General features: G+C 74.5%; 17 protein-coding genes. 13 read left to right on the forward strand and 4 right to left on the reverse strand.

Translation table 11 applies throughout. From position 1 onward, the window contains the following. The 7 genes from infB to ABTZ03_RS38060 form a co-directional block, all read left to right on the forward strand. A partial coding sequence (gene infB, locus ABTZ03_RS38030) for a translation initiation factor IF-2 (protein WP_350517777.1) occupies window positions 1-2823 on the forward strand: 2823 nt, incomplete at its 5' end. Between the two features lie 135 nt (window positions 2824-2958). After that, window positions 2959-3255: a DUF503 domain-containing protein gene (locus tag ABTZ03_RS38035; RefSeq protein WP_030289887.1), complete on the forward strand. Its 297-nt coding sequence runs from the start codon at window positions 2959-2961 to the stop codon at window positions 3253-3255. A gap of 153 nt (window positions 3256-3408) precedes the next feature. Further along, window positions 3409-3849 (forward strand): 30S ribosome-binding factor RbfA, encoded by a 441-nt coding sequence (gene rbfA / locus ABTZ03_RS38040; RefSeq protein WP_350517778.1) that lies wholly within the window; start codon window positions 3409-3411, stop codon window positions 3847-3849. Between the two features lie 2 nt (window positions 3850-3851). Then, a complete protein-coding gene (locus tag ABTZ03_RS38045; protein ID WP_350517779.1) occupies window positions 3852-4955 on the forward strand; it encodes a DHH family phosphoesterase in 1104 nt (367 codons plus the stop codon). Between the two features lie 88 nt (window positions 4956-5043). Continuing rightward, entirely contained in the window at window positions 5044-5973 is a 930-nt protein-coding gene (gene truB, locus ABTZ03_RS38050) for a tRNA pseudouridine(55) synthase TruB (protein ID WP_350517780.1), read from the forward strand. A gap of 231 nt (window positions 5974-6204) precedes the next feature. Further along, window positions 6205-9777 (forward strand): serine protease, encoded by a 3573-nt coding sequence (locus ABTZ03_RS38055; protein ID WP_350517781.1) that lies wholly within the window; start codon window positions 6205-6207, stop codon window positions 9775-9777. 63 nt (window positions 9778-9840) lie between these two features. Beyond that, window positions 9841-10782 carry a bifunctional riboflavin kinase/FAD synthetase gene (locus ABTZ03_RS38060; protein WP_350517782.1) on the forward strand — a complete coding sequence of 314 codons (942 nt, stop codon included), beginning with the start codon at window positions 9841-9843 and terminating at the stop codon, window positions 10780-10782. Window positions 10783-10845: 63 nt separating this feature from the next. On the opposite strand, the gene ABTZ03_RS38065 is transcribed toward ABTZ03_RS38060, so the two are convergent. The 3 genes from ABTZ03_RS38065 to eccE form a co-directional block, all read right to left on the reverse strand. Continuing rightward, window positions 10846-13020: a MinD/ParA family ATP-binding protein gene (locus tag ABTZ03_RS38065; protein ID WP_350517783.1), complete on the reverse strand. Its 2175-nt coding sequence runs from the start codon at window positions 13018-13020 to the stop codon at window positions 10846-10848. A gap of 130 nt (window positions 13021-13150) precedes the next feature. Then, a complete protein-coding gene (locus ABTZ03_RS38070; protein WP_350517784.1) occupies window positions 13151-13918 on the reverse strand; it encodes a hypothetical protein in 768 nt (255 codons plus the stop codon). Then, on the reverse strand, window positions 13918-15321 hold the full coding sequence (eccE, locus tag ABTZ03_RS38075; RefSeq protein ID WP_350517785.1) for a type VII secretion protein EccE: 1404 nt from the start codon (window positions 15319-15321) through the stop codon (window positions 13918-13920). Before eccE ends, ABTZ03_RS38070 begins: the two co-directional genes overlap by 1 nt. A gap of 201 nt (window positions 15322-15522) precedes the next feature. Between eccE and ABTZ03_RS38080 the strand changes: the two genes are divergently transcribed. From ABTZ03_RS38080 to ABTZ03_RS38105, 6 genes are all read left to right on the forward strand, one after another. Then, window positions 15523-17283, forward strand: a complete 1761-nt coding sequence (locus tag ABTZ03_RS38080) for a type VII secretion protein EccB (RefSeq protein WP_350517786.1) — start codon at window positions 15523-15525, stop codon at window positions 17281-17283. A gap of 179 nt (window positions 17284-17462) precedes the next feature. Beyond that, complete coding sequence (locus tag ABTZ03_RS38085) at window positions 17463-17765, forward strand: WXG100 family type VII secretion target (RefSeq protein WP_350517787.1); 303 nt, start codon at window positions 17463-17465, stop codon at window positions 17763-17765. A gap of 129 nt (window positions 17766-17894) precedes the next feature. Then, window positions 17895-18188, forward strand: coding sequence for a WXG100 family type VII secretion target (locus tag ABTZ03_RS38090; protein WP_350517788.1), 294 nt, complete (start codon window positions 17895-17897; stop codon window positions 18186-18188). A 105-nt stretch (window positions 18189-18293) separates the two neighbouring features. Next, window positions 18294-19547 carry a S8 family serine peptidase gene (locus ABTZ03_RS38095; protein ID WP_350517789.1) on the forward strand — a complete coding sequence of 418 codons (1254 nt, stop codon included), beginning with the start codon at window positions 18294-18296 and terminating at the stop codon, window positions 19545-19547. A 122-nt stretch (window positions 19548-19669) separates the two neighbouring features. Beyond that, complete coding sequence (locus tag ABTZ03_RS38100; protein WP_350517790.1) at window positions 19670-20212, forward strand: SigE family RNA polymerase sigma factor; 543 nt, start codon at window positions 19670-19672, stop codon at window positions 20210-20212. A 133-nt stretch (window positions 20213-20345) separates the two neighbouring features. Continuing rightward, window positions 20346-21626, forward strand: a complete 1281-nt coding sequence (locus ABTZ03_RS38105; RefSeq protein ID WP_350517791.1) for a hypothetical protein — start codon at window positions 20346-20348, stop codon at window positions 21624-21626. 90 nt (window positions 21627-21716) lie between these two features. Here the strand turns inward: ABTZ03_RS38105 and ABTZ03_RS38110 are convergent, their stop codons facing one another. Continuing rightward, window positions 21717-23120 (reverse strand): APC family permease, encoded by a 1404-nt coding sequence (locus ABTZ03_RS38110; RefSeq protein ID WP_350517792.1) that lies wholly within the window; start codon window positions 23118-23120, stop codon window positions 21717-21719. Between the last annotated feature and the right edge of the window lie 237 nt (window positions 23121-23357).

Genomic DNA, 23357 nt, shown 5'->3' on the forward strand with positions numbered 1-23357 from the left:
CCCGCGCCGGCCGCCCCGCGTCCGGCCGGTGCGCCGACCCCGGGCCCGCGCCCGGCTGCGCGTCCCGCCGCTCCGGCGGCCCCGGCCGCTCCCGCGGCTGAGTTCTCCTCGCCGGCTCCGGCCGGTGGCGACGCCGCGCGTCCGGCCGCCCAGGCCCCGCGTCCGGCGGCCCAGGCCTCCGGTGGTGCCCGTCCGGGCCCGCGTCCGGCCGGCCCGCGTCCGGGCAACAACCCCTTCACCTCCGGCAGCGCGACCGGCATGGCCCGCCCCGGCGACCGCCGTCCGGGCGCGCCGGGTGCCCGTCCGGGTGCTCCGGGCGCGCAGGGCGGCGACCGTCCGCGTCCCGGTGGCGACCGTCCGCGTCCCGCCGGTGCCCCCGGTGCTGACCGTGGCGCCCCGCGTCCCGGTGGCGACCGTCCGCGTCCCGCCGGTGCCCCGGGTGCCGACCGTGGCGCCCCGCGTCCCGGTGGCGACCGTCCGCGTCCCGCCGGTGCCCCGGGTGCCGACCGTGGCGCCCCGCGTCCCGGTGGTGCTCCGCGCCCCGACGGCATGCCGCGTCCGGCCGGCCCGCGCCCCGGTGGCGCCCCGTCCCCGTCCGGCATGCCGCGTCCGAACCCGGGCATGATGCCGCAGCGTCCGGCCGGCCCGCGTCCGGGCCCCGGCGGCCGTGGCCCGGGTGGCCCCGGCGGTCGTCCGGGTGGTCCGGGCGGCGCCGGCGGTGCCCGTCCCGGCTTCCAGGGTCGTCCGGCCGGTCCGGGCTCGCGTCCGGCCGGTGGCGGCGGCTTCGGCGGCCCGCGTCCGGGTGGCGGTGCTCCCGGTGGTGGCGGCGGCTTCGGCGGCCCGCGTCCCGGTGGCTTCGGCGGTCGTCCCGGCGGCCCGGGTGCCCGTGGTGGCACGCAGGGCGCCTTCGGTCGTGGCCCGGGCGGTCGCCCGGCGCGCGGTCGCAAGTCGAAGCGGGCGAAGCGCCAGGAGTACGAGGCCATGCAGGCCCCGTCCGTCGGCGGTGTGATGCTCCCTCGCGGCAACGGCCAGACCGTTCGCCTGTCGAGCGGCGCCTCGCTGATGGACTTCGCGGAGAAGATCAACGCCAACCCGGCCGCGCTCGTCTCCGTCATGTTCAACCTCGGTGAGATGGTCACCGCGACCCAGTCGGTCTCCGACGCGACCCTTGAGCTGCTGGCTGGCGAGATGGGCTTCCAGCTGGAGATCGTCAGCCGGGACGACGAGGACCGCGAGCTGCTGGAGTCGTTCGACATCGACTTCGGTGCCGACGAGGGCGACGAGGACCAGCTGGCCCCGCGCCCGCCGGTCGTCACCGTCATGGGTCACGTCGACCACGGTAAGACCCGCCTGCTGGACGCCATCCGCAAGTCCAACGTGGTGGCCGGCGAGGCCGGTGGCATCACCCAGCACATCGGTGCCTACCAGGTGGCGACGATCGTGAACGGCGAAGAGCGCCCGATCACCTTCCTCGACACCCCGGGTCACGAGGCGTTCTCCGCCATGCGTGCCCGTGGTGCCAAGTCCACCGACATCGCGATCCTGGTGGTCGCGGCCAACGACGGTGTCATGCCGCAGACGGTCGAGGCGCTGAACCACGCCAAGGCCGCCGGTGTGCCGATCGTGGTCGCCGTCAACAAGATCGACGTCGAGGGCGCCGACCCGACCAAGGTCCGCGGCCAGCTGACCGAGTTCGGCCTGGTGGCCGAGGAGTACGGCGGCGACACCATGTTCGTCGACATCTCCGCGCGCCAGGGTCTGAACATCGACCAGCTGCTGGAGGCCGTGGTCCTGACCGCGGACGCCTCGCTCGACCTGCGGGCCAACCCCGAGCAGGACGCGCAGGGTATTGCGATCGAAGCCCACCTGGACAAGGGCCGCGGCGCCATGGCGACCGTCCTGGTCCAGCGCGGTACCCTCCGCGTCGGTGACTCGATCGTCGTGGGCGACGCCTACGGCCGCGTCCGCGCGATGCTCGACGAGAACGGCAACAACCTCGCCGAGGCCGGCCCGTCCCGTCCGGTGCTGCTGCTCGGTCTGACCTCGGTGCCCCGCGCCGGCGACAGCTTCATCGTCGTCGACGAGGACCGCACCGCCCGTCAGATCGCCGAGAAGCGCTCGGCCCGCGACCGCAACGCCGCCTTCGCGCAGCGTCGGGTCCGGGTGTCCCTGGAGGACCTGGACAAGGCCATCGCCGCCGGCTCCATCGAGCAGCTCAACCTCATCATCAAGGGTGACGTCTCCGGTTCGGTGGAGGCCCTTGAGGACGCCCTCGTCAAGCTGGACGTGGGCGAGGAGGTCGAGCTCCGGGTCCTGCACCGCGGTGTGGGTGCCATCACCGAGTCCGACGTGGACCTGGCGATGGGCTCGGACGCCATCATCATCGGCTTCAACGTGCGCGCCGAAGGCCGTGCGCGCACCGCGGCCGACAAGGAAGGCGTGGACGTCCGGTACTACTCGGTCATCTACCAGGCGATCGAGGAGATCGAGAACGCCCTCAAGGGCAAGCTCAAGCCGGAGTACGAGGAGGTGCGCCTCGGCGCCGCGGAGATCCGCGAGGTCTTCCGCTCCTCCAAGTTCGGCAACATCGCCGGTGTCCTGGTCCGCGACGGCATCATCCGCCGCAACACCAAGGCCCGCCTGCTGCGCGACGGCAAGGTCGTGGCGGAGGGCCTCACCATCGAGGGCCTGCGCCGCTTCAAGGACGACGCGACCGAGGTCCGCGAGGGCTTCGAGGCCGGTGTCACCCTGGGGTCGTTCAACGACATCAAGGTCGAGGACATCATCGAGACCTACGAGATGCGCGAGAAGCCGCGCGCCTAGTCGGTGTCAGCCGGGGCCGGTCGACGGGTGGTATTCCCGTCGACCGGCCCCGGTCTCGCTGTGTAGGGTCCGGGGTGTCAGCCCGGTTCAGGGCTGCTCCCCGAGGCCTCCCAGGTCGGCTTGACCTGTCACTACATGTTCGTGGGAACACTCACCTTCGACCTGCTGCTGGGCGACGTCCACTCGCTCAAGGAGAAGCGTTCGATCGTGCGGCCCATCGTGGCCGAACTGCAGCGCAAGTACAGCGTGTGCGCTGCCGAGACCGGGAACCAGGACCTGCACCGCCGGGCCGAGATCGGCCTGGCGGTGGTCTCCGGCGAAGCCGGGTACGTCACCGAGGTCCTGGACAGCTGTGAGCGGTTGGTCGCCGGCCGCCCCGAGGTGCAACTCCTCTCCGCGAGGAGGCGCTACCACAACGACGACGATGAATGAGAGCTGTGGAGCCGGTCGGCGGAAGTCGCCGTTCTCACACAGCTCAGGACCGAGAGCGCCCGCAAGGCCGGGCGCGGGCCGGTACTTTGGGGCATGGGCCCCGACGGGTGCGCAACTCGCCCCGGTACCGGGCCCACTGCACGAGGAGGCAACGTGACCGACACCGCAAGGGCGCGCAAGCTCGCCGACCGCATCCAGGTGGTCGTCGCCCAGACCCTGGAGCGCCGGATCAAGGACCCGCGACTGGGGTTCGTGACCATCACCGACACCCGGGTGACCGGCGACCTGCGCGAGGCCACCGTCTTCTACACCGTCTTCGGTGACGAGACCGACCGCGAGGCCACCGCCGCGGCGCTGGAGAGCGCCAAGGGCGTGATCCGCTCCGAGGTCGGCAAGATCGGGGTGCGCTTCACTCCCACCCTGACCTTCGTCGCGGACGCGCTGCCGGAGAACGCCCGGAACATCGACGACCTGCTCGACCGGGCCAAGGCCATCGACGCGGCGGTGCGCACCACCGCCGCGGGGGCGGCCTACGCCGGCGACGCGGACCCGTACCGGGTGCCGGCGTCCGAGCGTGACGACGAGGACGAGTAGTCATGGCGGGTGAGCCGGCGCAGGCCGCCTCGCGAGCCGGATCGACCACGGGGGCGTCCTCCACCAGCACGGTGGAGGGTGCCCTCGCGGCGCTCCCCGGCCCGCGCACCGAGGAGAGCGGCTTCGAGCTGATCTGGCAGCAGGTGGTGGCGGAGATCGGGAGGGCCCGCTCGATCGACCTGATCTGCCACATCTGCCCGGACGGCGACGCGCTGGGCTCCTCGCTGGCGGCGGGCCTGGCCCTGCGCGCGCTCGGCAAGCAGGTCCGGGTCTCGTTCGGCGACGACCCGCAGATCGTGCCCGAGTCGCTGGCCTTCCTGCCCGGTCAGGAGCTGATCGTGCCGGCCGCCGAGGTGCCGGACGTGCCCGAGCTGGTGCTCTGCTTCGACGTCGCCGCGCAGAGCCGGCTGGGGCTGCTGCACGACAAGGCCTTCGCCGCGCCCGTCCTGGTGGTGTTCGACCACCACGCCTCCAACCCGGGCTTCGGCACCCACCAGCTGATCGACCCGACCGCGCCGGCCACCGCCGTCCTGGTGGACGAGCTGCTGCGCCGGCTCGGCGTCGAACTCGACCAGTCGCTGGCCACCTGCCTCTACACCGGGGTCGCCACCGACACCGGCTCCTTCAAGTACCGGGCGACCACGCCCGCGACCCATGAACTCGCCGGGCGGCTGCTGGCCACCGGCATCCGGCACGACCTGATCTCCCGGCAGCTGTGGGACACCTCCTCCTTCGGCTACCTCAAGGTGCTCGCGGCCGCGCTGGACCGGGCCGTCTACGAGCCGGCGGCGGCCGACGGGCTGGGCCTGGTGTGGACCTGGGTGCCGTACCAGGACCTGGCGCTGTTCAGCGTCACGGTCGAGGAGATCGAGGGGCTGATCGACATCCTGCGCCGCCCGGCCGAGGCCGAGGTGGCGCTGGTGCTCAAGCAGGACCCGGACGGCACCCTGCGCGGCTCCTCCCGCTCCAAGGGGGCGGTGGACGTGGCCGCCGCCTGTGCCGAACTGGGCGGCGGCGGGCACGTCTTCGCGGCCGGGTTCAGTGCCCGGGAGGACGTCGCCGCGGTGGTCGAGCGGTTCCGGGGCGCGCTGCGACCCGTCCGCTGAGGCCGACCCGTCCGCTGACCGGCCCGCACCTCTCGTACGGTGTCCTGGAGCACGTCCGCACGTCCTAGAGAAAGACCCGAAGAACTCGATGAAGCGCAAAGGCACCGGCCCGGACGGCCTGGTGATCGTGGACAAGCCCGAGGGCATCACCTCGCACGGGGTCGTCGCCAAACTGCGGTGGCTGGCCGGGACCCGCAAGGTCGGGCACGCCGGCACGCTGGACCCGATGGCCACCGGCGTGCTGGTGATCGGCATCGAGCGGGCCACCCGGCTGCTCGGCCACCTGATGCTGACCGCCAAGACGTACGAGGCGACCATCCGGCTCGGCCAGACCACCGTCACCGACGACCGGGAGGGCGAGGTCACCGCCTCGGCCCCGGCGGACGCGGTCACCCGGGAGGCGATCGACGCCGGGATCGTGGCGCTCACCGGCGAGATCATGCAGGTGCCGTCCAAGGTCAGCGCGATCAAGATCGACGGCAAGCGGTCCTACGCCCGGGTGCGCGAGGGCGAGGACTTCGAAATCGCGGCCCGGCCCACCACGATCCACTCCTTCACCGTGCACGGGCAGCGCGCGGCGGTCGCCGAGGACGGCACCCCGGTGATCGACCTGGACGTGACCGTCGAGTGCTCCTCCGGCACCTACATCCGGGCGCTGGCCCGCGACCTGGGCGCCGGGCTGGGCGTCGGCGGGCACCTGACGGCGCTGCGGCGCACCAAGGTCGGGCCGTACGGGGTGGAGTCGGCGCGCACCCTGGAGGAGCTGGAGGCCGCCGTCACCGGCGAGTCCGGCGCGCCGCTGGAGGTGCTGCCGATCGCGGCGGCCGCGGCGGCCGCCTTCCCGCGCTGGGACCTGGACGAGGACTCGGCGGAGAAGCTGTCGCACGGGGCCCGGCTGAAGGCGCCCGGGCTGGGCGTGGACGGGCCGATCGCGGTGTTCGGGCCGGACGGGCGGTTCCTCGCGCTGGTCGAGGAGAAGGGCGGGCAGGCGAAGCCGGTCGCGGTGTTCGTCGGCTGAGCCCCCGGGCCGCCGAATCTCTGGGTCCGGCCGCACCGGTCGCGTCGAAACCCCCGTCGGGAGTCCTCCCGGCGGGGGTTTCCCCTGTGCGGACGCATTCACCCCCACGGGGGAGCGCGCGAGGTGAACGACCGTGGTGAACGGCGCGGGGGCGGTCGGGGCGACCCGACCGGGGGCAGGCTCCCCGCGGCGAGCGGGCGACGGGCCCGGACGACGGGCGAAGGGGCTTCCATGCCGGGGTTTGCGGAGGGCGATCCGGGGCGGTACCTGCTGCGGATCCGCGACCTCAACGGGCGGCTGCACGGCTTAGGGTTCGCGGCCGACCCGCAGGGCGGCGTGCTCACCGCGCACGAGGCCGTGGCCGGCCTGGACCGGGTGGTGCTGCACACCCCCGGCGGCCGGACCCTGGTGCTCGGCCCGGACGCCGTGCTGCCGCTGCCCGAGCACGGGCTCGCCCTGCTGCGCACCGAGGCGCTCGGCGGGCTGCCGGTGCCGCCGCTGCCGGTGGCCGCGGTCGGCGCCGGGCACGAGGTGCTGCTGCCCGCGCTCACCGGCGAGGACGGCCGGGCGGTGGTGCTGCGCTGCGGGCTGCTGGGCGTCGGCGGCGCGGCGTACGGCGGGCACCGGCTGGCCGGGGTGCTGGTGCTGGACGTGCCGCTGGTGGCCGGGGTCGCGGTACCGGCCGGCTCGCCGGTGCTGGACGCCCGCAGCGGTGCCGTGGTGGCACTGGCCGCGCCCGCCCTGCGCGGCTCGCAGTACGGCGGTTCCGGGCCCGGTGGGGCGCTGGCGGCCGTGCCGGCCGGTGGCGGGGCGGTGGTCGCGGAGGCGCTGGCCGGGCTGCTGGCGCGCAACGCGGCGGCGGTGCCCGGGTACGGTCCGGCGCTGAACCTGGCCGGGGTGCTGCGGCTGGCCGCCGCCCAGCTGGCCGCCGCCGGGGCCGGACCGGACCGGGTGTCCGGGCTGGCCGCCGACCGGGTGGACCGGCCGGACGGCCTGGCCGGGGACGAACCGGAGGCGACCGTCACCGCCCTGGTCGGCGCGCCCGGCAGCGGCCGCTCCACCGAACTGGCCGCGCTGGCCGTCCGCCGCTCCGGCGGCGACCGGCCGCGGCCCACGCTCTGGCTGCGCGGCGCCGACCTGCGCGCCGAGGACCGCTCGCTGGCCGAACCCGTGGAACGGGCGCTGGCCGCCGCCGCGGCCGGGCTCGGCGTCCCCGCGCCCCCGCCGGAGCCCCTCGCGGCGCTGTGCGCGGCGGCCGGACGCCCGCTGCTGGTGGTGCTGGACGGCCCGGAGGAGGCCCCGGCCGAGCCGGACCCGCGCTGGCTGCGCGGCGCCGGGCAGTGGCTGACCGGCTGCGGGGCCCGGCTGCTGACGGCCTGCGGCGAGGAGGTCTGGGAACGGCTGGCGGCCGAGCCCTGGGGGCGCGGCGGCCCCGACCTCACCTGTTCGGCCGAACCCGGACCGGACGGCGACCTGGCCAGCGCCCCGACCGTCCGGATGGACGGCGGCGGCCCCGGCGCGCCGACCCTGGCCGGGCACCGGCTGGGCCCGCTGCCCGCGGAGGCGGCCGAGCGGGTCCGCCGCCGCTACGGGCTGCCACCGGGCCGACCGGCCGCCGCGGAGGACGCCCGGCACCCGCTCGCCGTCCGACTGGCCGGGGAGCTGTGGGCGCAGGGCCTGCACGACGGGCCGGCCCGGCGCGGCGAGCTGTTCGGCGCCCACCTGGACCTGCGCTGCCTGCGGGTGGCCCAGCGGCTGGCCGAGGACGGCCGGCCGCGCCGCCCGGGCGCCCACCGCCGCGGCACCGCCCGGCCCACCGGACCGCGCCAGCGCCGGGTGCGCCGGCTCGCGGCGGCGGTGGCCGGGCGGGTGCACGAGGCGGCCCGGCGGATGCTCGGTGCGGAGCCGGGCGCGCTGGGGCGGGAGGCCTTCGAGGAACTGTTCCCGGTCGACGGCGGCTGGGCCACGGCGGTGCTCGCCGAGGGGCTGTTCGTTCCCGCCGGGCCCGGCTTCCGCTTCGCCCACGGGGAGTTCGCCGACTGGCTGCAGGGCCGGCACCTGGACCTGGACGCGGCGCTGCGGATGCTGCTGGGCGAGGCCGAGGACACCCCGCCCGGACCGGAGGGAGCCGGCCCGGCCGTCCCCCGGCACCGGATCGGCCCGGTCACCGCCGCGCTGCGCCGGATCGGCGAGACCTGGGGCGCGCCCGCCCTGGACCCGTGGCTGCACCGGATCTGGCGCGCGCTGGACCTGCGCCCGCCGGGCAGCGAACCCGCCTGGTGGGCGGCCCGGTTGCTCGCCGCCGGGCTCGCCGCCAGTCCCGACCGGGTCGAACACCGGGAGCTGCTCGACCAGTTGGCCCGGCGGATGGCCGAACGGGCGGCCACCGCCGGGAGTTGGGAGACGCTCGACGGGCTGAACCGCTTCGGTCCGGAGTTCTGGACCGGCCTCGGTCTGCCGGTCGAGGCCGAACTCGACCTGCTGCGAAGGCTGGTGACCGCCGACGGCCCCGGGCGGCGGTTCCTCGGCACGGTGGCCGAACGGCTGCGCGCCGACCCGGTCGCGGTGTTCCCGCTGCTCTGCACCTGGTTCGACGACCAGGGCTCCAGGGTCGCCGAGCTCGCCCACGACCTGCTGTACGCCCACCGGTGGCTGGCCCTGGACGAGTTGGCCGACGCGCTGGCCGACGCCGCCCACCCGAGGGCGGACGCACTGCTCACCGTGCTCGCCGCCGAGGAACCGTCCACGCTCTGCCGCGCGGTGGACCGCTGGAGCCACGACCGGCGGCCCGAGCGGCACGTCGCGGCCGCCGTGCACGCGCTGCGCACCGCCCCGTACGCGGGCGGGGCCGGGGCCGAACTGCTGCGCTTCGGCGCGCTGACCCTGCTCGCCCGCGAGGACGAACCGGGCCTGCACGGCGCCGCGCTGGCCCTGCTGGTCGCCGACCCGGTGACCCGGGCCGGGCACCTGGACGCCGCGCTGGCCCGGCACCGCGCGGGCGGCGACGCCTTCCTCACCCCGAGCGCGCTCGCCCCGGCCCTGGAGAGCGACCCGGAACCCGTGCTGGCCGCACTCGCCGACCGGCTCGCCCGCCCCGGCGCGGCCCCCGCCGAGACCCTGCGGGTGCTCGCCGACGCCCGGGCCCCGGTGGCCGCCCGGCGCAGCGCCGAACTGGCCGCCCGGCTGCTGCGCCGGCACCCGGAGCTGGCCGGGCCGGTCGCCGTCGACTACCTCGGCCGACGGCTGCGGCAGGCCGCGATCGACGGTCCGGCCGCCCGGCTGGAACTGCGGGTGCTGCTCGGCGGCGCGCTGGCGGCCCGGGCGGCTGCCGTGCGCGGGCCGTTCGCCGAGGTGCTGTCCGTGCCGGTGACCGACCCGGCGGCGGACGCGCTGCGCTGCGAGCTGCTGGACACCCTGCTCGCCACCGAGACCGACCGGGCGGTGCTGACCGTCGCCGTGGAGCGCCTCGCCGAGCACTGCGCGGCCGAGAACCCCGCCCGGGCCCGTGCCGTACTGGCCCGGGCGACCCCGGGGCTGACCGGTGCGGACGAGCTGCTGGTGCGCTGCGCCGGGCGCTCGGCGGCCTTCGCCCGGCTGCTCGCCCGCTGGCCGCGGGACGCCGCGCCGACCGCCCCGGACGGCCCCCGGCTGGCCCGGCTGCGGGCCCTGGTGGCGGCCGGCCGGGACCCGCAGTACGCCGCCGCCGAGGCCGAGCGGACCGTACCCGCGTCGGCTCCTCGGGCACCGCTGCGCCCAACCCCCATTCCGGTGCCGGAGCCGGGGCGGGCGCATGGCACGCTATAGGGGTTCGGTTGTGAGCGTTTGAGCGTACGAGGGTACGCACCGTACGGAACAAGGAGCAGTCGGGTGCAGCGCTGGCGTGGCCTGGAGGAGATCCCCGGTGACTGGGGACGCAGCGTCGTCACCATCGGCTCGTTCGACGGGGTGCACCGCGGGCATCAGCTGATCATCGGTCGGGCGGTCGAGCGGGCCCGCGAACTCGGCCTCCCCTCGGTCGTGGTGACCTTCGACCCGCACCCGCGCGAGGTGATCCGTCCGGGCAGCCACCCGCCGCTGCTCGCGCCGCACCCGCGCCGGGCCGAGCTGATCGCCGAACTCGGCGTGGACGCGGTGCTGGTGCTGCCGTTCACCACCGAGTTCTCCAAGGAGTCCCCGGAGACCTTCGTCCAGCAGGTGCTGGTGGACGCGCTGCGCGCCCGGGTGGTCATCGAGGGCCCCAACTTCCGCTTCGGGCACAAGGCCGCCGGGAACGTCGCGCTGCTCGCCGAGCTGGGCCGGGCGGACGACTTCCAGGTCGAGCTGGTGGACCTCCAGGTGTCCGGCACCGCCGGGGACGGCGAGCCGTTCTCCTCCAGCCTGACCCGCCGCCTGGTCGAGACCGGCGACATGGCCGGCGCCAACGAGGTGCTCGGCCGCCCGCACCGGGTCGAGGGCGTGGTGGTGCGCGGGGCGCAGCGCGGCCGCGAGCTGGGCTACCCGACCGCCAATGTGGAGACCGTGCCGCACAGCGCCGTCCCGGCCGACGGCGTGTACGCGGGCTGGCTCACCGCCCAGGGCGAGAGGATGCCGGCCGCGATCTCGGTCGGCACCAACCCGACCTTCGACGGCACCGCCCGCACCGTCGAGGCGTACGCCATCGACCGGGTCGGCCTCGACCTGTACGGGCTGCACGTGGCCGTCGACTTCCTGGCCTACCTGCGCGGGATGGAGAAGTTCGACTCCATCGAGGCGCTGCTGGACCGGATGGCCGACGACGTCAAGCGGGCCAGGGAGCTGACCGGGGTCTGACCCCGCGCACGTGGAAGGGCCCGCCGACTCCTCGGCGGGCCCTTCGTCGTCACTGCTTCGTCGTCACTGCTGGGGCGGCTGTGCCTGCGGCGGCGGGTAGCCGTAGCCGGGGCCCGGCTGCGGGGCGGGCGGCTGCTGCGGCCAGGGCGCGCCGGGGGCGGGCTGCTGCGGGTAGCCGTACCCGGGCGGGGGCGGCGGGGCCTGGCCGGGCTGCGGTGCCCACGGCGCCCCGGGGGCGGGCTGGGCGGCCTGGCCGGGGTAGCCCTGCTGCTGCGGGTCGACGGGGTACGGCTGCGGCTGGCCGGGCTGCTGCTGGTGGGCCGCCTGGGCCTGCTGCTGCCAGCCGGACTGCTGGGCGGCCGCCTGCTGGGCCCGGGCGATGTCCTCGCCGACCAGGGTGGCCAGCTCGAAGTACGCCTCCCGGACCTTGGGCCGCATCATGTCGAGGTTGACCTCGGCACCGGCCGCCAGGCTCTCGTCGAAGGGCACCACGACGACGCCGCGGCAGCGGGTCTGGAAGTGCGCGACGATGTCCTCGACCTTGATCATCTTGCTGGTCTCGCGCACCCCGGAGACCACCGTGATGCTGCGCTGCACCAGGTCGGCGTAGCCGTGCGCGGAGAGCCAGTCCAGGGTGGTCGAGGCGCTGGAGGCGCCGTCCACGCTCGGGGTCGAGACGATGATCAGCTGGTCGGCGAGGTCCAGCACCCCGCGCATCGCGCTGTACAGCAGACCGGTGCCGGAGTCGGTCAGGATGATCGGGTACTGGCGGCCCAGCACGTCGATGACCTGGCGGTAGTCCGAGTCGTTGAAGGTGGTCGAGACGGCCGGGTCGACGTCGTTCGCCAGGATCTCCAGGCCCGAGTTCAGGTCCTGCGAGGTGAACTGACGGATGTCCATGTAGCTGCGCAGGTGCGGGATCGCCGTCACCAGGTCGCGGATGGTCGCGCCGGTCTGGCGCTTGACCCGGCGGCCCAGGGTGCCGGCGTCCGGGTTGGCGTCGATCGCGATCACCTTGTCCTGGCGCTCGCTGGCCAGGGTCGCGCCGAGCGCGGTGGTGGTCGTGGTCTTGCCGACGCCGCCCTTGAGGCTGATCACGGCGATCCGGTAGCAGCTCAGCACCGGGGTGCGGATGATCTCCAGCTTGCGGGCCTTCTCGGCCGCCGCGGCCTTGCCGCCGAACTGGAACCGCGGCTGCTGGCGCTGCTGCTTGGGCTGGCTGCGCAGCAGCCGGTCCGAGGACAGCTCGACGGCGGCGGTGTAGCCGAGCGGCGCGCCGTGGGCGGTCTGCTGCGGGGCGGCGGCCTGCTGGAACGCGGCGGGCGGCGGAGTGGCGGCGCCCTGCGGCGGCCAGGGCTGCGCGGGGCCGGGATGCTGCGGCTGGCCGGGGTAACCGGGGTGACCGGTGTAACCGGGCTGGGGCTGACCGGCGGCCGGCGGCGGGTAGGCGCCGGGCTGCGGCCAGCCGCCCTGCCGCGGGTCCACCGGGGCGGGCTGCGGCTGGACGGGCTGGGCCTGGACCGGCGGCGCGGGCTGCGGCGGCTGTGGTTGGGCGGCGGCCGCCTGCTGGGCGGCCCAGGCGGCCTGCGGATCCCAACCGGTCTGCGGGTCCCAACCGGCCTGCGGGTCCTGCGGCAGCTGCGGCGGCTGCGGGGCCGGGGGTGCCTGCGGAACCGCCGGGGGCTGCGGGACGGCCGCGTCCTGAACGGGCATCGGCTGGACCGGCGGCTGCGCGAAGTCCTGCGGCGCCACCGGCGCCACCGGCGGTGCGGGCTGCGGCAGCGGCGGCTGCGGTGCCTGGGGTGCCTGCGGAGCGGCCGGGTACGACAGCGGCGCGCTCGGCTGGACCGGGGCCGCCGCGGCCGGCGGCCAGGCGGCGGACACGGGGGCCTGCGGGGCCTGCGGCTGCTCCGGCAGCACCGGCGGGGCCGGCGGAGCCTGCGGAGCCGCCACCGGGAACGGGACGTGCTGCGCCTCGGCCTGCACGGCCTGCCCCGGCGGCACGGGTGCGGCCACGGCCGCCGGACCGGGCTCGGCCACCGGCGCGGGGCCCGCGGCCGGGGCGGGAACCGACGGAGTCAGCGGGGCGGCCGGGTCGGCGGCGGGCTCGGCCGCCGGCGTCGCCGGGCCCGACCGGACGTACCAGGACGGGGGAGTGTAGTCGGGCGCGTCGGACCAGTCGTCGTCGTCCTCCGCCGCGTTGTCGCCGACGTAGACGCCGTCCCGATCGCTGCTCACTAGGGCTCCCTCGTGTTCGCCGCCGCTTGTTCAGCGGTGCCGTTGCCGCAACAAAGACTAGGCCGTTCGGCTGCTCCGGTTGAAGGCGGCTGCGGTTCCGGACCGGGATCGACCGGCCCGGGAACGCCCCTCAGTCCATCCGGCGCGGGCCGCCGAGCACCTGCTGTTCGGCCTGTCCGGCCACCGCCCGGACGTACTGACGCCGCATCCGGGTGGCCCAGAGGGTGAGGTCGTCGCCGAGCGCGGGCAGCGCGGCCACGTCCTCCGGCGGCAGCGACAGCACCCGGCCGACCAACTCGGCCTCCTGGGGCATGATCCGCTGCACCCCGACCAGGTCGGCCGCGTTGAGCACCCGCGAGGCGTTCGGGCCGAGGTAGGGGAGCAGCGTCAGGGTGGTCTGCCAGGGCGCGGCGGAGAGCCGGCTGCGCGGCGGACGGGCGCCGAGGTCGCGCACCACCAGCACCGGCGAGGCCACCGAGGCGCCCTGCGGGCCGAGCCGTCCGACCTGGTGGACCGTCACGCACGGCTGTCCGCCGCCGGCGGCCTGCGCCATCGGGCCCCAGAGCTGCGCGCGGGCGGTCTCCACCGCGACCCGGGCGCCGATCGCGGCCGCCCGCAGCGCGATGACCTGTGCCGTCCAGACGCCGCCGACCAGCACCAGGTCGTACGCGCTGGGACGGAACAGTCCCAGCACCGCGGGCGACCCCTGCGGGTCGACGCCGATGACCACGCCGTCGTCGCCGACCGGGAAGGCCAGCGCCCCGAGGTCGGCGGCCTCCAGCACGTGCTTCTCCCGGCGCGGCCCGCGCAGCCCGAAGCCGGGCAGGATCCGCGGCCGCGGTCGGCGGCGCTCGGGGCCGGGCGTGGGGCTGGTGGAGGGGTAGGTCCGGTACGCCATCAGGACGTTCCTCCCAGTGGCAGGGTGGCGAGCACGCCGGGGGCCTGTTCGAGGTCGAGCCGGACCAGGCCGAGTCCGGCGCTCTGCGCCCGCGTCTCCACCTGGCGGCCGACCTGGCCGACCTCGCTCTCGTTGCGCCCGGTCACCCGCAGGTGTCCGCTGACGGTCACCGAGCCGCCGGTGCCGCGCCCGGCGGTGAGGCTGAAGGTGCTGGCCAGCGCGGGGGTGCCGGTGATCAGGTTGACCAGGTCCGGGGCGCCGATCCGGCCGGCCGGGCCGCCGGGGCGGGACAGCTGCGGCCAGCGGGAGATCCAGTAGGTGCTGTGCCAGCGGTCGTCGATCCGCCAGAAGCGGGTGCCCTCCTGGGTGCGGCGGGTGGTGCCGCCGCCGCTGCCGGTGCCCTGGCGCCCGGCCACCGCGATCGGGTTGGCGCAGGTGGCGATGGACAGGGCGGCGATCAGCTCGCGCTCGTCCAGCACGGTCGCGTTGAACCCGGCGCTGTTCAGCCGCCCGGCCAGCTGGTCGGTCACCCGCTGGAGCGCCTTGCGGGCGCCCTCCTCGCCGCCGCCGCGGGCCCGGACGGCGGTGGCCGCGCGCTCCGGGTCGAGCTTGAGGGCGATCCAGGTGAGCCGCAGCCCGGGGGTGGAGGTGCCGTCGGGCAGTTCGCGGTAGGCGCGGGCGGCCAGCGACTGTTCGGGCAGGTGCTGGGCCGGGGCGGGCTGGGTGTGCTGGACCAGCTGCACCGACTCCAGGGTGATGTCGTCCACGGTGAGCGCCGAGCAGATCACGTCCAGCGGCAGCGGCAGCGCGGTGCGCACCGGGCGCAGCGGCTGGTCCTTGGCCTGGACGAGCAGCACTGAGGTGAGGAAGGTGCCGTCGCCGACCATGCCGGTCTCCCGGCGGACCGGGCGGCCGCCGAGGTCGGCCTCGGTGGCGTGGGTGCAGGTGCGCAGTCCCGGTTCGAGTTCCAGCGCGGGCGCCAGGGCCGGGTCGGTGCCGGGCGGCGGCAGCAGCGACTTCGCTTGCCGCAGGCGGGACTTGAGGGCGGCGCGCACGCTCAGCAGTTCCGGGACGGTGCGGCCGCGCAGTGGGACGACGGCCAGCACCAGCAGGACCAGCGCGACCGCGCCGAAGCCGACCGCGACCGGGCGGCTGATCGTCCAGCCGACCGCGACCAGGGCGGCCGCGACCTCGACCAGGACGATCTGCTGGAGCTTCAACCGGCCGCCGAGCAGCCCGGGTCGGGGGTTGACGCGCACCTGGACCGGGCCGCCGGCGCCGGTCGCCGACGGGTGGCCGGCCGCCGTCCGGTCGGGCGGGCCGCCGCGCCGGGCCCGTCCGGGCCGGCCCGGCCCGGGGCCGCCCTCGGCGCCGCGGCGTTCTGGAGCGGTCTGGCTTGGCATCCCCCGATGGCCCTCTCTGATCCGTTGGCGCGGCCCGGCTGGCTGGTTCGCGGACCGTACCCGTACCGTACTCACCGTCTGCTGCCGCATCGTAGAGGGTTCGAGCCGGGTCCCGCCCGGCGGGTGCGGACCGCGGGGCCGGCCGGTCCGACGGGAGGCCGGCCGCGGCCGGGACACGTCTGACAGAGGGGGACGACGAGGATGGCATCGCGCCGGGACGAGCTGAACGCGTACACCTTCGCGCGCAAGCGCACGGTGGGGGCGTTCCTGTCGCCCTCCGGCGGCGGCAGCGACGAGGACGCGCCGCGACCGGTGAAGGCGGTGCTGCCGAGCGTGCTGGTCGGGGCGGTGGTGGTGGCCGGGTTCGGGCTGTGGGGGGTGTTCAAGCCCGCCGCGCCGGTGCAGTGGGACAACGGCAAGAACATCATCCAGGGCAAGCAGTCGACCACCCGGTACGTGGTGCTGACCGACCCGGACGGCCGGACCAAGCGGCTGCACCAGGTGCTCAACATGTCCTCGGCGCGGCTGGTGCTGCCGGTGGACGCCAAGGTCGTGGTGGTGGACGACGGGGTGCTGGACCGCTACCCCAACCACGGCCCGACCATCGGGATCCCGTACGCCCCGGACAAGTTGCCGGGCAAGGACAACGCGAGCCGGCCGATGAAGTGGGCGGTCTGCGACCGTCCGGGCTCGGACGACAAGCAGGAGACCGTCAACCAGGCGGTGTTCGTGGCGGCCGGCGCGGACGCGGCGGCGCTGTCCGCCAAGGACCGGATGCTCGGCCCGGACCAGCTGTTGCTGGTGCAGCAGGCGGACGACCAGCAGGTCTCGACCTCCTCGGGGTCGGGCCAGCCGGCCGCGGCGCCGGTGTACCTGGTCGACGCGCAGGGCCGCAAGCACGAGATCGGCTCGCCGCAGTCCGACGCCACCGAGCGCAAGGCGCTGGTCACCGCGGTCTTCGGGCCCAACGCGGTGCCGCAGCGGGTCAAGCGGGAGTGGCTGGACACCCTGGTCGCGGCGAGTCCGATCACCTTCCCGCAGGTCCCGGACATGGCCGACGCCCCGAACCCCAACTCCGGGGTGAACCTCGGCAACCCGGCGGACCGCCGGATCGGCCGGCTGGTGCACTACCAGGACCGCGACTACGTGGTGGGCAAGGACAGGCTGTTCCTGGTCACCCCGTTCCAGGCGGAGCTGATCCGGCAGAACCCGGCCTACCAGGTGCTCTACAAGTACGACCAGGACAAGCGGCCGCGCAGCGACGAGATGACCCCGGACGACCAGTCCAGGTTCAACACCGACGTCAAGCTGCCGAAGACCTCGGACGACTGGCCGCTGCGGACCGGTGCGCCGGTGAACAACTGGAAGGCGCCCCAGGACGCCCGGCTGGTCGTGTGCAGCACCTTCGACGGGATGACGGAGGACGGCCGCACGGCCAGGCGCAGCGTCTGGGCCGGGACGTCCTACCCGGCGGCGTACAACAACGGCGCGGGCGCGGCGTACGTGACGCCCGGCCACGGCCTGTTCTACCGGGCGATGGACAACGCGGCCGGCGGCAACCAGGGCGGCACCAACGCGAACCCGAACGCCAACGCGAACCCGAACGCGAACGCGAACGCCAACGCGAACGCGAACGCCAACGCGAACGCCAACGGCGCTGCGGCGGCCGCCTCCGGCACCGACTTCCTGATCACCGAGACCGGCCTGCGCTACTCCGTCCCAGCCAACGGCGACGGCGGCCACGGCCCCACCCCGTCGGCGAGCCCGAGCGCCCCGAAGACGGCGGCCCCGGCGCCGGGGGACCAGCCGACCCAGAACCCGGACGACCAACCCGGCGGCAACCAGGCGCGATTGGGCTACCAGAACGTCCAGCCGCTGCCGGTGCCCAAGGAGTGGTCGAACCTGGTGCCGGCCGGTCCGCCGCTGACGGCGAAGAGCGCCGCGCAGCCGCAGAACGCCTGATCGGCCGGGCCCGGCAACGGACTTGGCCACCGTGTCATGGTCTGGTAACTACTCAGCGTTCGATGTTGGGTGAGTTGCGTGTGCCGACTACAGTGCTCCTGGACATCACACGGGTGATGCGGCGGCGGGGCCCAGGTTCCTCCGTACACACAATGTTTGTCTCATGGGGGATGGTGCGCATGAGTGACGGCCAGTTCACGGTGACCGCGCAGGAGATGATGGACTTCGCCGGGAAGATCGAGACGGCGCTCGGCCAGATCGAGACGGAGCGCAAGGCACTCCAGACCACGGTCGAGAACATCACCAGCGGCTGGAAGGGTCAGGCCGCGGACTCCTACAAGGCCCTGCAGGGCAAGGTCAACGACGACGTCAAGGCGCTGCACGAAGCGCTGACCGCGATCAAGCACGCCATCGAGCTGACCACCAAGCACTACGCGAGCGCCGAAGAGGAGCAGAAGGCGCTGTTCGGCCCGCAGGGCTGAGCACCGCAGCGCTGACCGTCGACGAGCCGATCGTCGACGAGCCGACCACCGCTCCGTTCCCACCGTCCGCTCGACGGGGTGCCCACGGCTGAGCGCCGGGTGCTCCGCATCCTCGTCCAGGGAGACATCGTGACCGACCACATCCTCGTCAACTTCCAGACCCTCCACCAGGCGTCGGAGGACGTCAAGAACTCGGCCAACAAGATCGACCACATGCTGTCCGAGCTGCGCAAGGAGGTCACCAAGATCTCCCAGGGCTGGCAGGGCCAGGCCCAGCAGGGCTACAACACCCAGCAGACCAAGTGGGACGGCGCCGCGCAGAACCTGAAGGACACCTGCGCCACGATCTCCAGCTCGCTGGAGAGCGCCGCGCAGAGCTACCACGCGACCGAGAAGAAGAACGCCGGTCTCTGGCAGGGCTGATCGACCGTTCCCGGACGGGAACGACAGGGGCGGGTACCCGGACTCCGGGCACCCGCCCTTCGGCGCGCGGCGCGGCACGGGGTGGCGAACATGAGGGGTGGCAGGGTGTCCGGACGCGGGTTCCGCAGGACGGCCGCGGCACTGGCCGCGCTCACGGTGCTGGGCGGCCCGCTCGCCGCCCCGGCGTACGCGGACGGCGGGCCGGGGCTCGCCGCCGCCGGTGACTGCCCCAAGCCCGCGCCGGACGTGCCGACCGTGCCGTGGTCGCTCCAGCGGATACTCCTGGACGAGCTGTGGCAGGGCGGGTCGACCACCGGCCGGGGGGTGACCGTCGCCGTCATCGACACCGGGGTGGACGACGCCAACCAGCAGCTGGCGGGCAAGGTCGACATCGGACCGAACCTGCTGTACGACAAGCAGAACAACAAGTTCGTCGACGGCAACTCCAAGACGGACACCGTCGGCCACGGCACCAAGGTGGCCGGGATCATCGCCGCGAGCCGCAGCGACCGGACCGGCTTCGTCGGGCTGGCCCCCGACGCCCGGATCTACGCGATCCGGCAGAACGACAGCGAGGGCAACGGCGACGTCTCCAGCCTCACCGCGGCCATCACCGACGTCGTCAAGAACAACAAGGACCCGAACAAGGCGCCGATCAGGGTCGTCAACATCTCCCAGGACGTGCGCGGCGCGGGCGACGCCCACTTCGGCGGCTACCAGGAGCTCAAGGCCGCGATCCAGGACGCCGAGGACAACGGCATCGTGGTGGTCGCCTCCAGCGGCAACGACGGCAAGGAGGGCGACACCTACCCGGGGGCCTTCCCGACCGTGCTCTCCGTCGGCGCCTCCGACCGCAACAACGAGCGGGCCCCGTTCTCCGAGTACGGCTCCTTCGTGAAGGTCGCCGCGCCGGGCGTCGACATGCTCTCCACCGTCCCCGGCGGCGGCCAGTGCGTGGACAACGGCACCAGCTTCGCCGCCCCGTACGTCTCCGGGCTGGCCGCGCTGCTGATCGGCGCGCACCCCAAGTGGACGCCGGCCCAGGTGCGGGCGTGGATCGAGCAGAGCGCCCAGCGCACCGAGCCCGGCCCGAACCGGTTCATCGGCTGGGGCGTGGTGGACCCGGTCAAGGCCGTCACCAAGGCGCCCGAGAACCCGCCGTCCGCCGCCGCCCCGGACGCGCCCGTGCAGCTCGCGGCCGCGCCGATCGTGCCCCGGCCGGTCGGGCTCGGCGAGACCCAGGCCGACCGCGACGGCCGCACCGCCACCTATGTGGTCGGCGTCGGGGCGCTGCTGGTCGCGCTGCTGATCGGCGGCGGCGTCGTGCTGCGCGACCGGCGCCGCGGATCCGCCGACTGACCGTCCGCCGGCCGTCCGTCCGCCGGCCGCCCGGGAAATCTGCGGAACGTCTGTAACACCGGCGCCCGTTCACCGCATCCATCAAGTGTCAGGGGGCACACGAACGCGGGGGAGCGAAGGCGATGGGGTGGATCGGCGGCGGCCGCGAGGCCAAGGACACCGAGTTCCTGGAACTCGTCTCCAGCCGGACCGGGCACCTCTACCGCTCGGCCTGTCTGCTCACCAGCGGCGACACCCACTACGCCGAGGACCTCGTGCAGGAGGCCCTCAGCCGGATGTACGTGCTCTGGCGGCGCAGCGCCTACACGGGCGGCCGGCACCGGATCGACAACCCGGCGGCCTACACCCACACCGTGATGGTGCGCACCTTCATCGCCCAGCAGCGCCGCCGCTCCAGCGGCGAGCGCCCGACCGAGGCCCTGCCGGAGCCGGAGGGGCAGGACGCGGACAGCAGTCTGCGGCTGACCCTGCTGGACGCGCTCGGGCGGATGCCCGCCAAGGACCGCGCGGTGCTGGTGCTGCGCTACTGGGAGGACCGCAGCGTCGAGGAGACGGCCGAGGTGCTGCGGCTCTCCTCCGGTGCGGTCCGGACCAGGACCACCCGGGCGCTGGCCCGGCTGCGCGACCAGTTCGGCGACACGCTGGCCGAACTCGCGGCCCGCTGAAACGGCCCGCTGAAACGGCGTGCCGAAACGCTTCGCCGAATCGGTCCGCAGAATCGCTTCGCCGAACACCTCCGCCATTCCGCCAATCCGCCATTCCCGCCACTTCCGCGACGCAAGGAGACGGTGATCAGCCATGTCCGAGTCGGACAAGTTCGAAGACGATCTTCTCTACGCCATCACCCGTACCGGTGAGGGTTTCCGCCCTGAGCAGGCCGACCAGGCCGGGCTGGTCGCGGGCGGGTACCAGCGCGGCCGCCGCCGCTGGCGCCGCCGGTCGACCGCCGCGGTGGTGGGCGGTGCCGCCGCGCTGGCCCTGGTGGGCACCGGGGCGGTGTACCTGACCGGCGGCGGCTCGCCGACCGGTACGGCCACGGTCGCCGCCGCCTCCACGGGCACGGCGTCCGGCGCGGCCGGTGCGAGCCTGACGCCGGCCTCGGCCGGTACGCCCGCCGCCAAGGCGGTCACCGGCCCCGAGGTGCTGGCCGCCTTCCAGGCGCTGCTGCCCAAGGGCCAGGTCACCGACGGCAAGGGCACCGGCACCGAGCCCACCGGCAAGCCGGGCGGCGGCGTCAACGCGGGCGCCAGCCTGCTCTTCGACGACGGCCAGGGCCGGGCCGCGATGGGCATCTCGCTCACCCGGCTGGCGCCGAACGACCCCAACCGGGCGCAGAACTCCTGCCCGGACAAGAAGCTGGTCCCGTACGACGCCTGCACCGCCACCAGCCTGCCGGGCGGCGGTTCGCTGACCGTCCTCCAGGGCTACGAGTACCCGGACAAGCACGTCTCCACCAAGTGGTGGAACGCCAAGCTGATCGGCCAGGACGGCCGGCAGATCGAGCTGTCCGAGTGGAACTCCCCGGCCGAGAAGGGTGCGCCGGACAGCCGTCCGACCCCGCCGCTGTCGCCGGAGCAGCTCAAGGCGATCGTCACCGACAAGTCCTGGGACCCGGTCATCGCCGCGATCCCGGAGCCGAAGCCGGTCAAGCTGCCGGACACCGGCAAGGAGTACAGCACCAAGGAGATCCTGGAGATCACCGCCACGCTGCTGCCGAGCGGGCTGACCGAGACGGAGACCGCCGGCGACGGCTCCGGCTACGCCAACTTCGTGCTGGACGACGGCAAGGGCAAGTCCCTGGTGCAGCTGAACGTGCAGGACTGGAGCCACGACGGCACGGGGGGCCTGTTCGGCAACGCCCGGACGCTGCCGGACGGCACCAAGGTGGTGGTCCGCAGGGAGGGCGGCAACCCGGGCATGTGGACGGTGGACACCCTGCACCCGGACGGTCTGCGGGTGGTGATCAGCTCGTTCAACAGCGGCACCCAGAAGACCCCGCCGACCCGCAAGGCCCCGGTGCTGACCGACGACCAGATGCAGACGATCGCGGCGGCCCCGGTCTGGAAGCTCAAGAAGTAGCGGCGGGCCGGACGGAATGCGGCGGTGCCCCGGGCTCTTGGGGGAGGGCCCGGGGCACCGCCGTGTGGGGGAGGGGTGGGGGTCGGTGGGTCAGTCCCGCTGGTCCTCGGGGAGGGTGATCACCCAGCGGGTGTCCTGCCGGGGGCGCAGGTAGAGCAGCCAGTAGAGGGTGGCGGCGGCGGTGATGCCGCCGGTCCACAGCAGCGGCTCGGCGTCCAGCTTGGTCATGACGTAGAGCAGGACGAGGATCAGCAGCACCGGGACGGCCGGCCACAGCGGCATCCGCCAGGCGGCGGCGTGCTTGTGGTGGCCGCGGCGGGAGAGCAGCGAGGCGATGGCGACCAGCAGGTACATCGCGGTGACGGCGACGCCGGTGATGTTGCTGAGCAGTTCGCCCTTGACGAAGCAGAGCGCGGCGCCGGGCAGGCCGACGGCCAGGGTGGCGACCCACGGGGAGCCGAAGCGGCCGAGGGTGCCGAAGGCCTTGTTGACCGGCTCGGGCCAGGCCTTGTCGCGGGCGGAGGCGAACAGCACCCGGGAGTTCTGGATGACCATGACGATGCCGGCGTTGATGATGGCCAGCGCGATGCAGAGGCTGATGAAGGTGCCGACCGCGGAGTTGCTCCAGGCGGTGACCATGCCGGAGATGTCGCCGTCGGTCAGGCTCTGCAGGTCGGGGGCGCCCATGGTGATGGCGGCGACCGGGATCAGGATGATGGCGCTGGAGAGGCCGAGGGTCCACAGCACGGTGCGGGAGACGGTGCGGCGGGGGTTCTCCAGCTCCTCGGAGAGGTAGACCGCGGTGGAGAAGCCCTGGGTGGCGAACAGTGCGATGCCGAGCGCTCCGACGATGGCGCCGATGCCGACCGTCTTGGTGGCGCCGCCGTCCCCGGCGACCAGGCCGTGCAGCAGACTGGCGTGCTCCGGGTTGGCGTGGGCGAAGCCGAGCACGGAGACCACGCCGGCCGCGATGACCTCCAGGACCAGGAAGATGCCAGTGATCCAGGCGTTGGCGCGCAGGTCGAGCAGGCCGGCCAGGGTGGCGGCGAGCATCACGGCGGCGCCGGCGATCGGCTTGTCGACGTGCAGCACGGGCGCGAGGTAGTCGGCGGTGCCGAGGGCGATGACCGAGGGGACGATCATGACCACGATCAGCGACTGGATGAAGACCAGCCAGCCCGCGAGCCGTCCGGCCAGGGTGCCGACCATCGCGTACTCGCCGCCGGCGCTGGGGATCAGGGTGCCGAGCTCGGAGTAGCAGAACGCGACCGCGATGCAGAGCACCGAGCCGATGGCGATGGCCAGGGCGGTGGCGCTGCCGATGCTGGAGAACAGTTCCGGCACGATCACGAAGAGCGTCGACGCGGGCGTGACGCAGGACAGCGTGAGCAGGGTGCCGCCCACGACGCCGATCGAGCGCTTGAGCTGCTGGGGCGCGACTGCCCCGTCCGCCGTGGCGGCTACGGTCTGTGGCGGGCGAAGCGTGTCGGTCATGTGGCATCCGATCGGCTCTGAACGGTCCTGGAAGGGGAGCGGGTATCGCCTCCGCTGGCTGGTTGCTCGGGTCTGGTCCGGTCGCTCCCGGGCCGCCATGGAACCTTGGGCGTATTGATTGCGTCAACGCCGGAACTGCTTCGGAATCCGTTGCGGTGGACGGCACAGACATGCGATCCGATGATCACTTACCGTCATCACGCTGTTTGTCTGACTTGTTACCTTGGCCACAATGGA

The sequence above is a fragment of the Kitasatospora sp. NPDC096077 genome (assembly GCF_040303245.1).
GTDB lineage: Bacteria > Actinomycetota > Actinomycetes > Streptomycetales > Streptomycetaceae > Kitasatospora.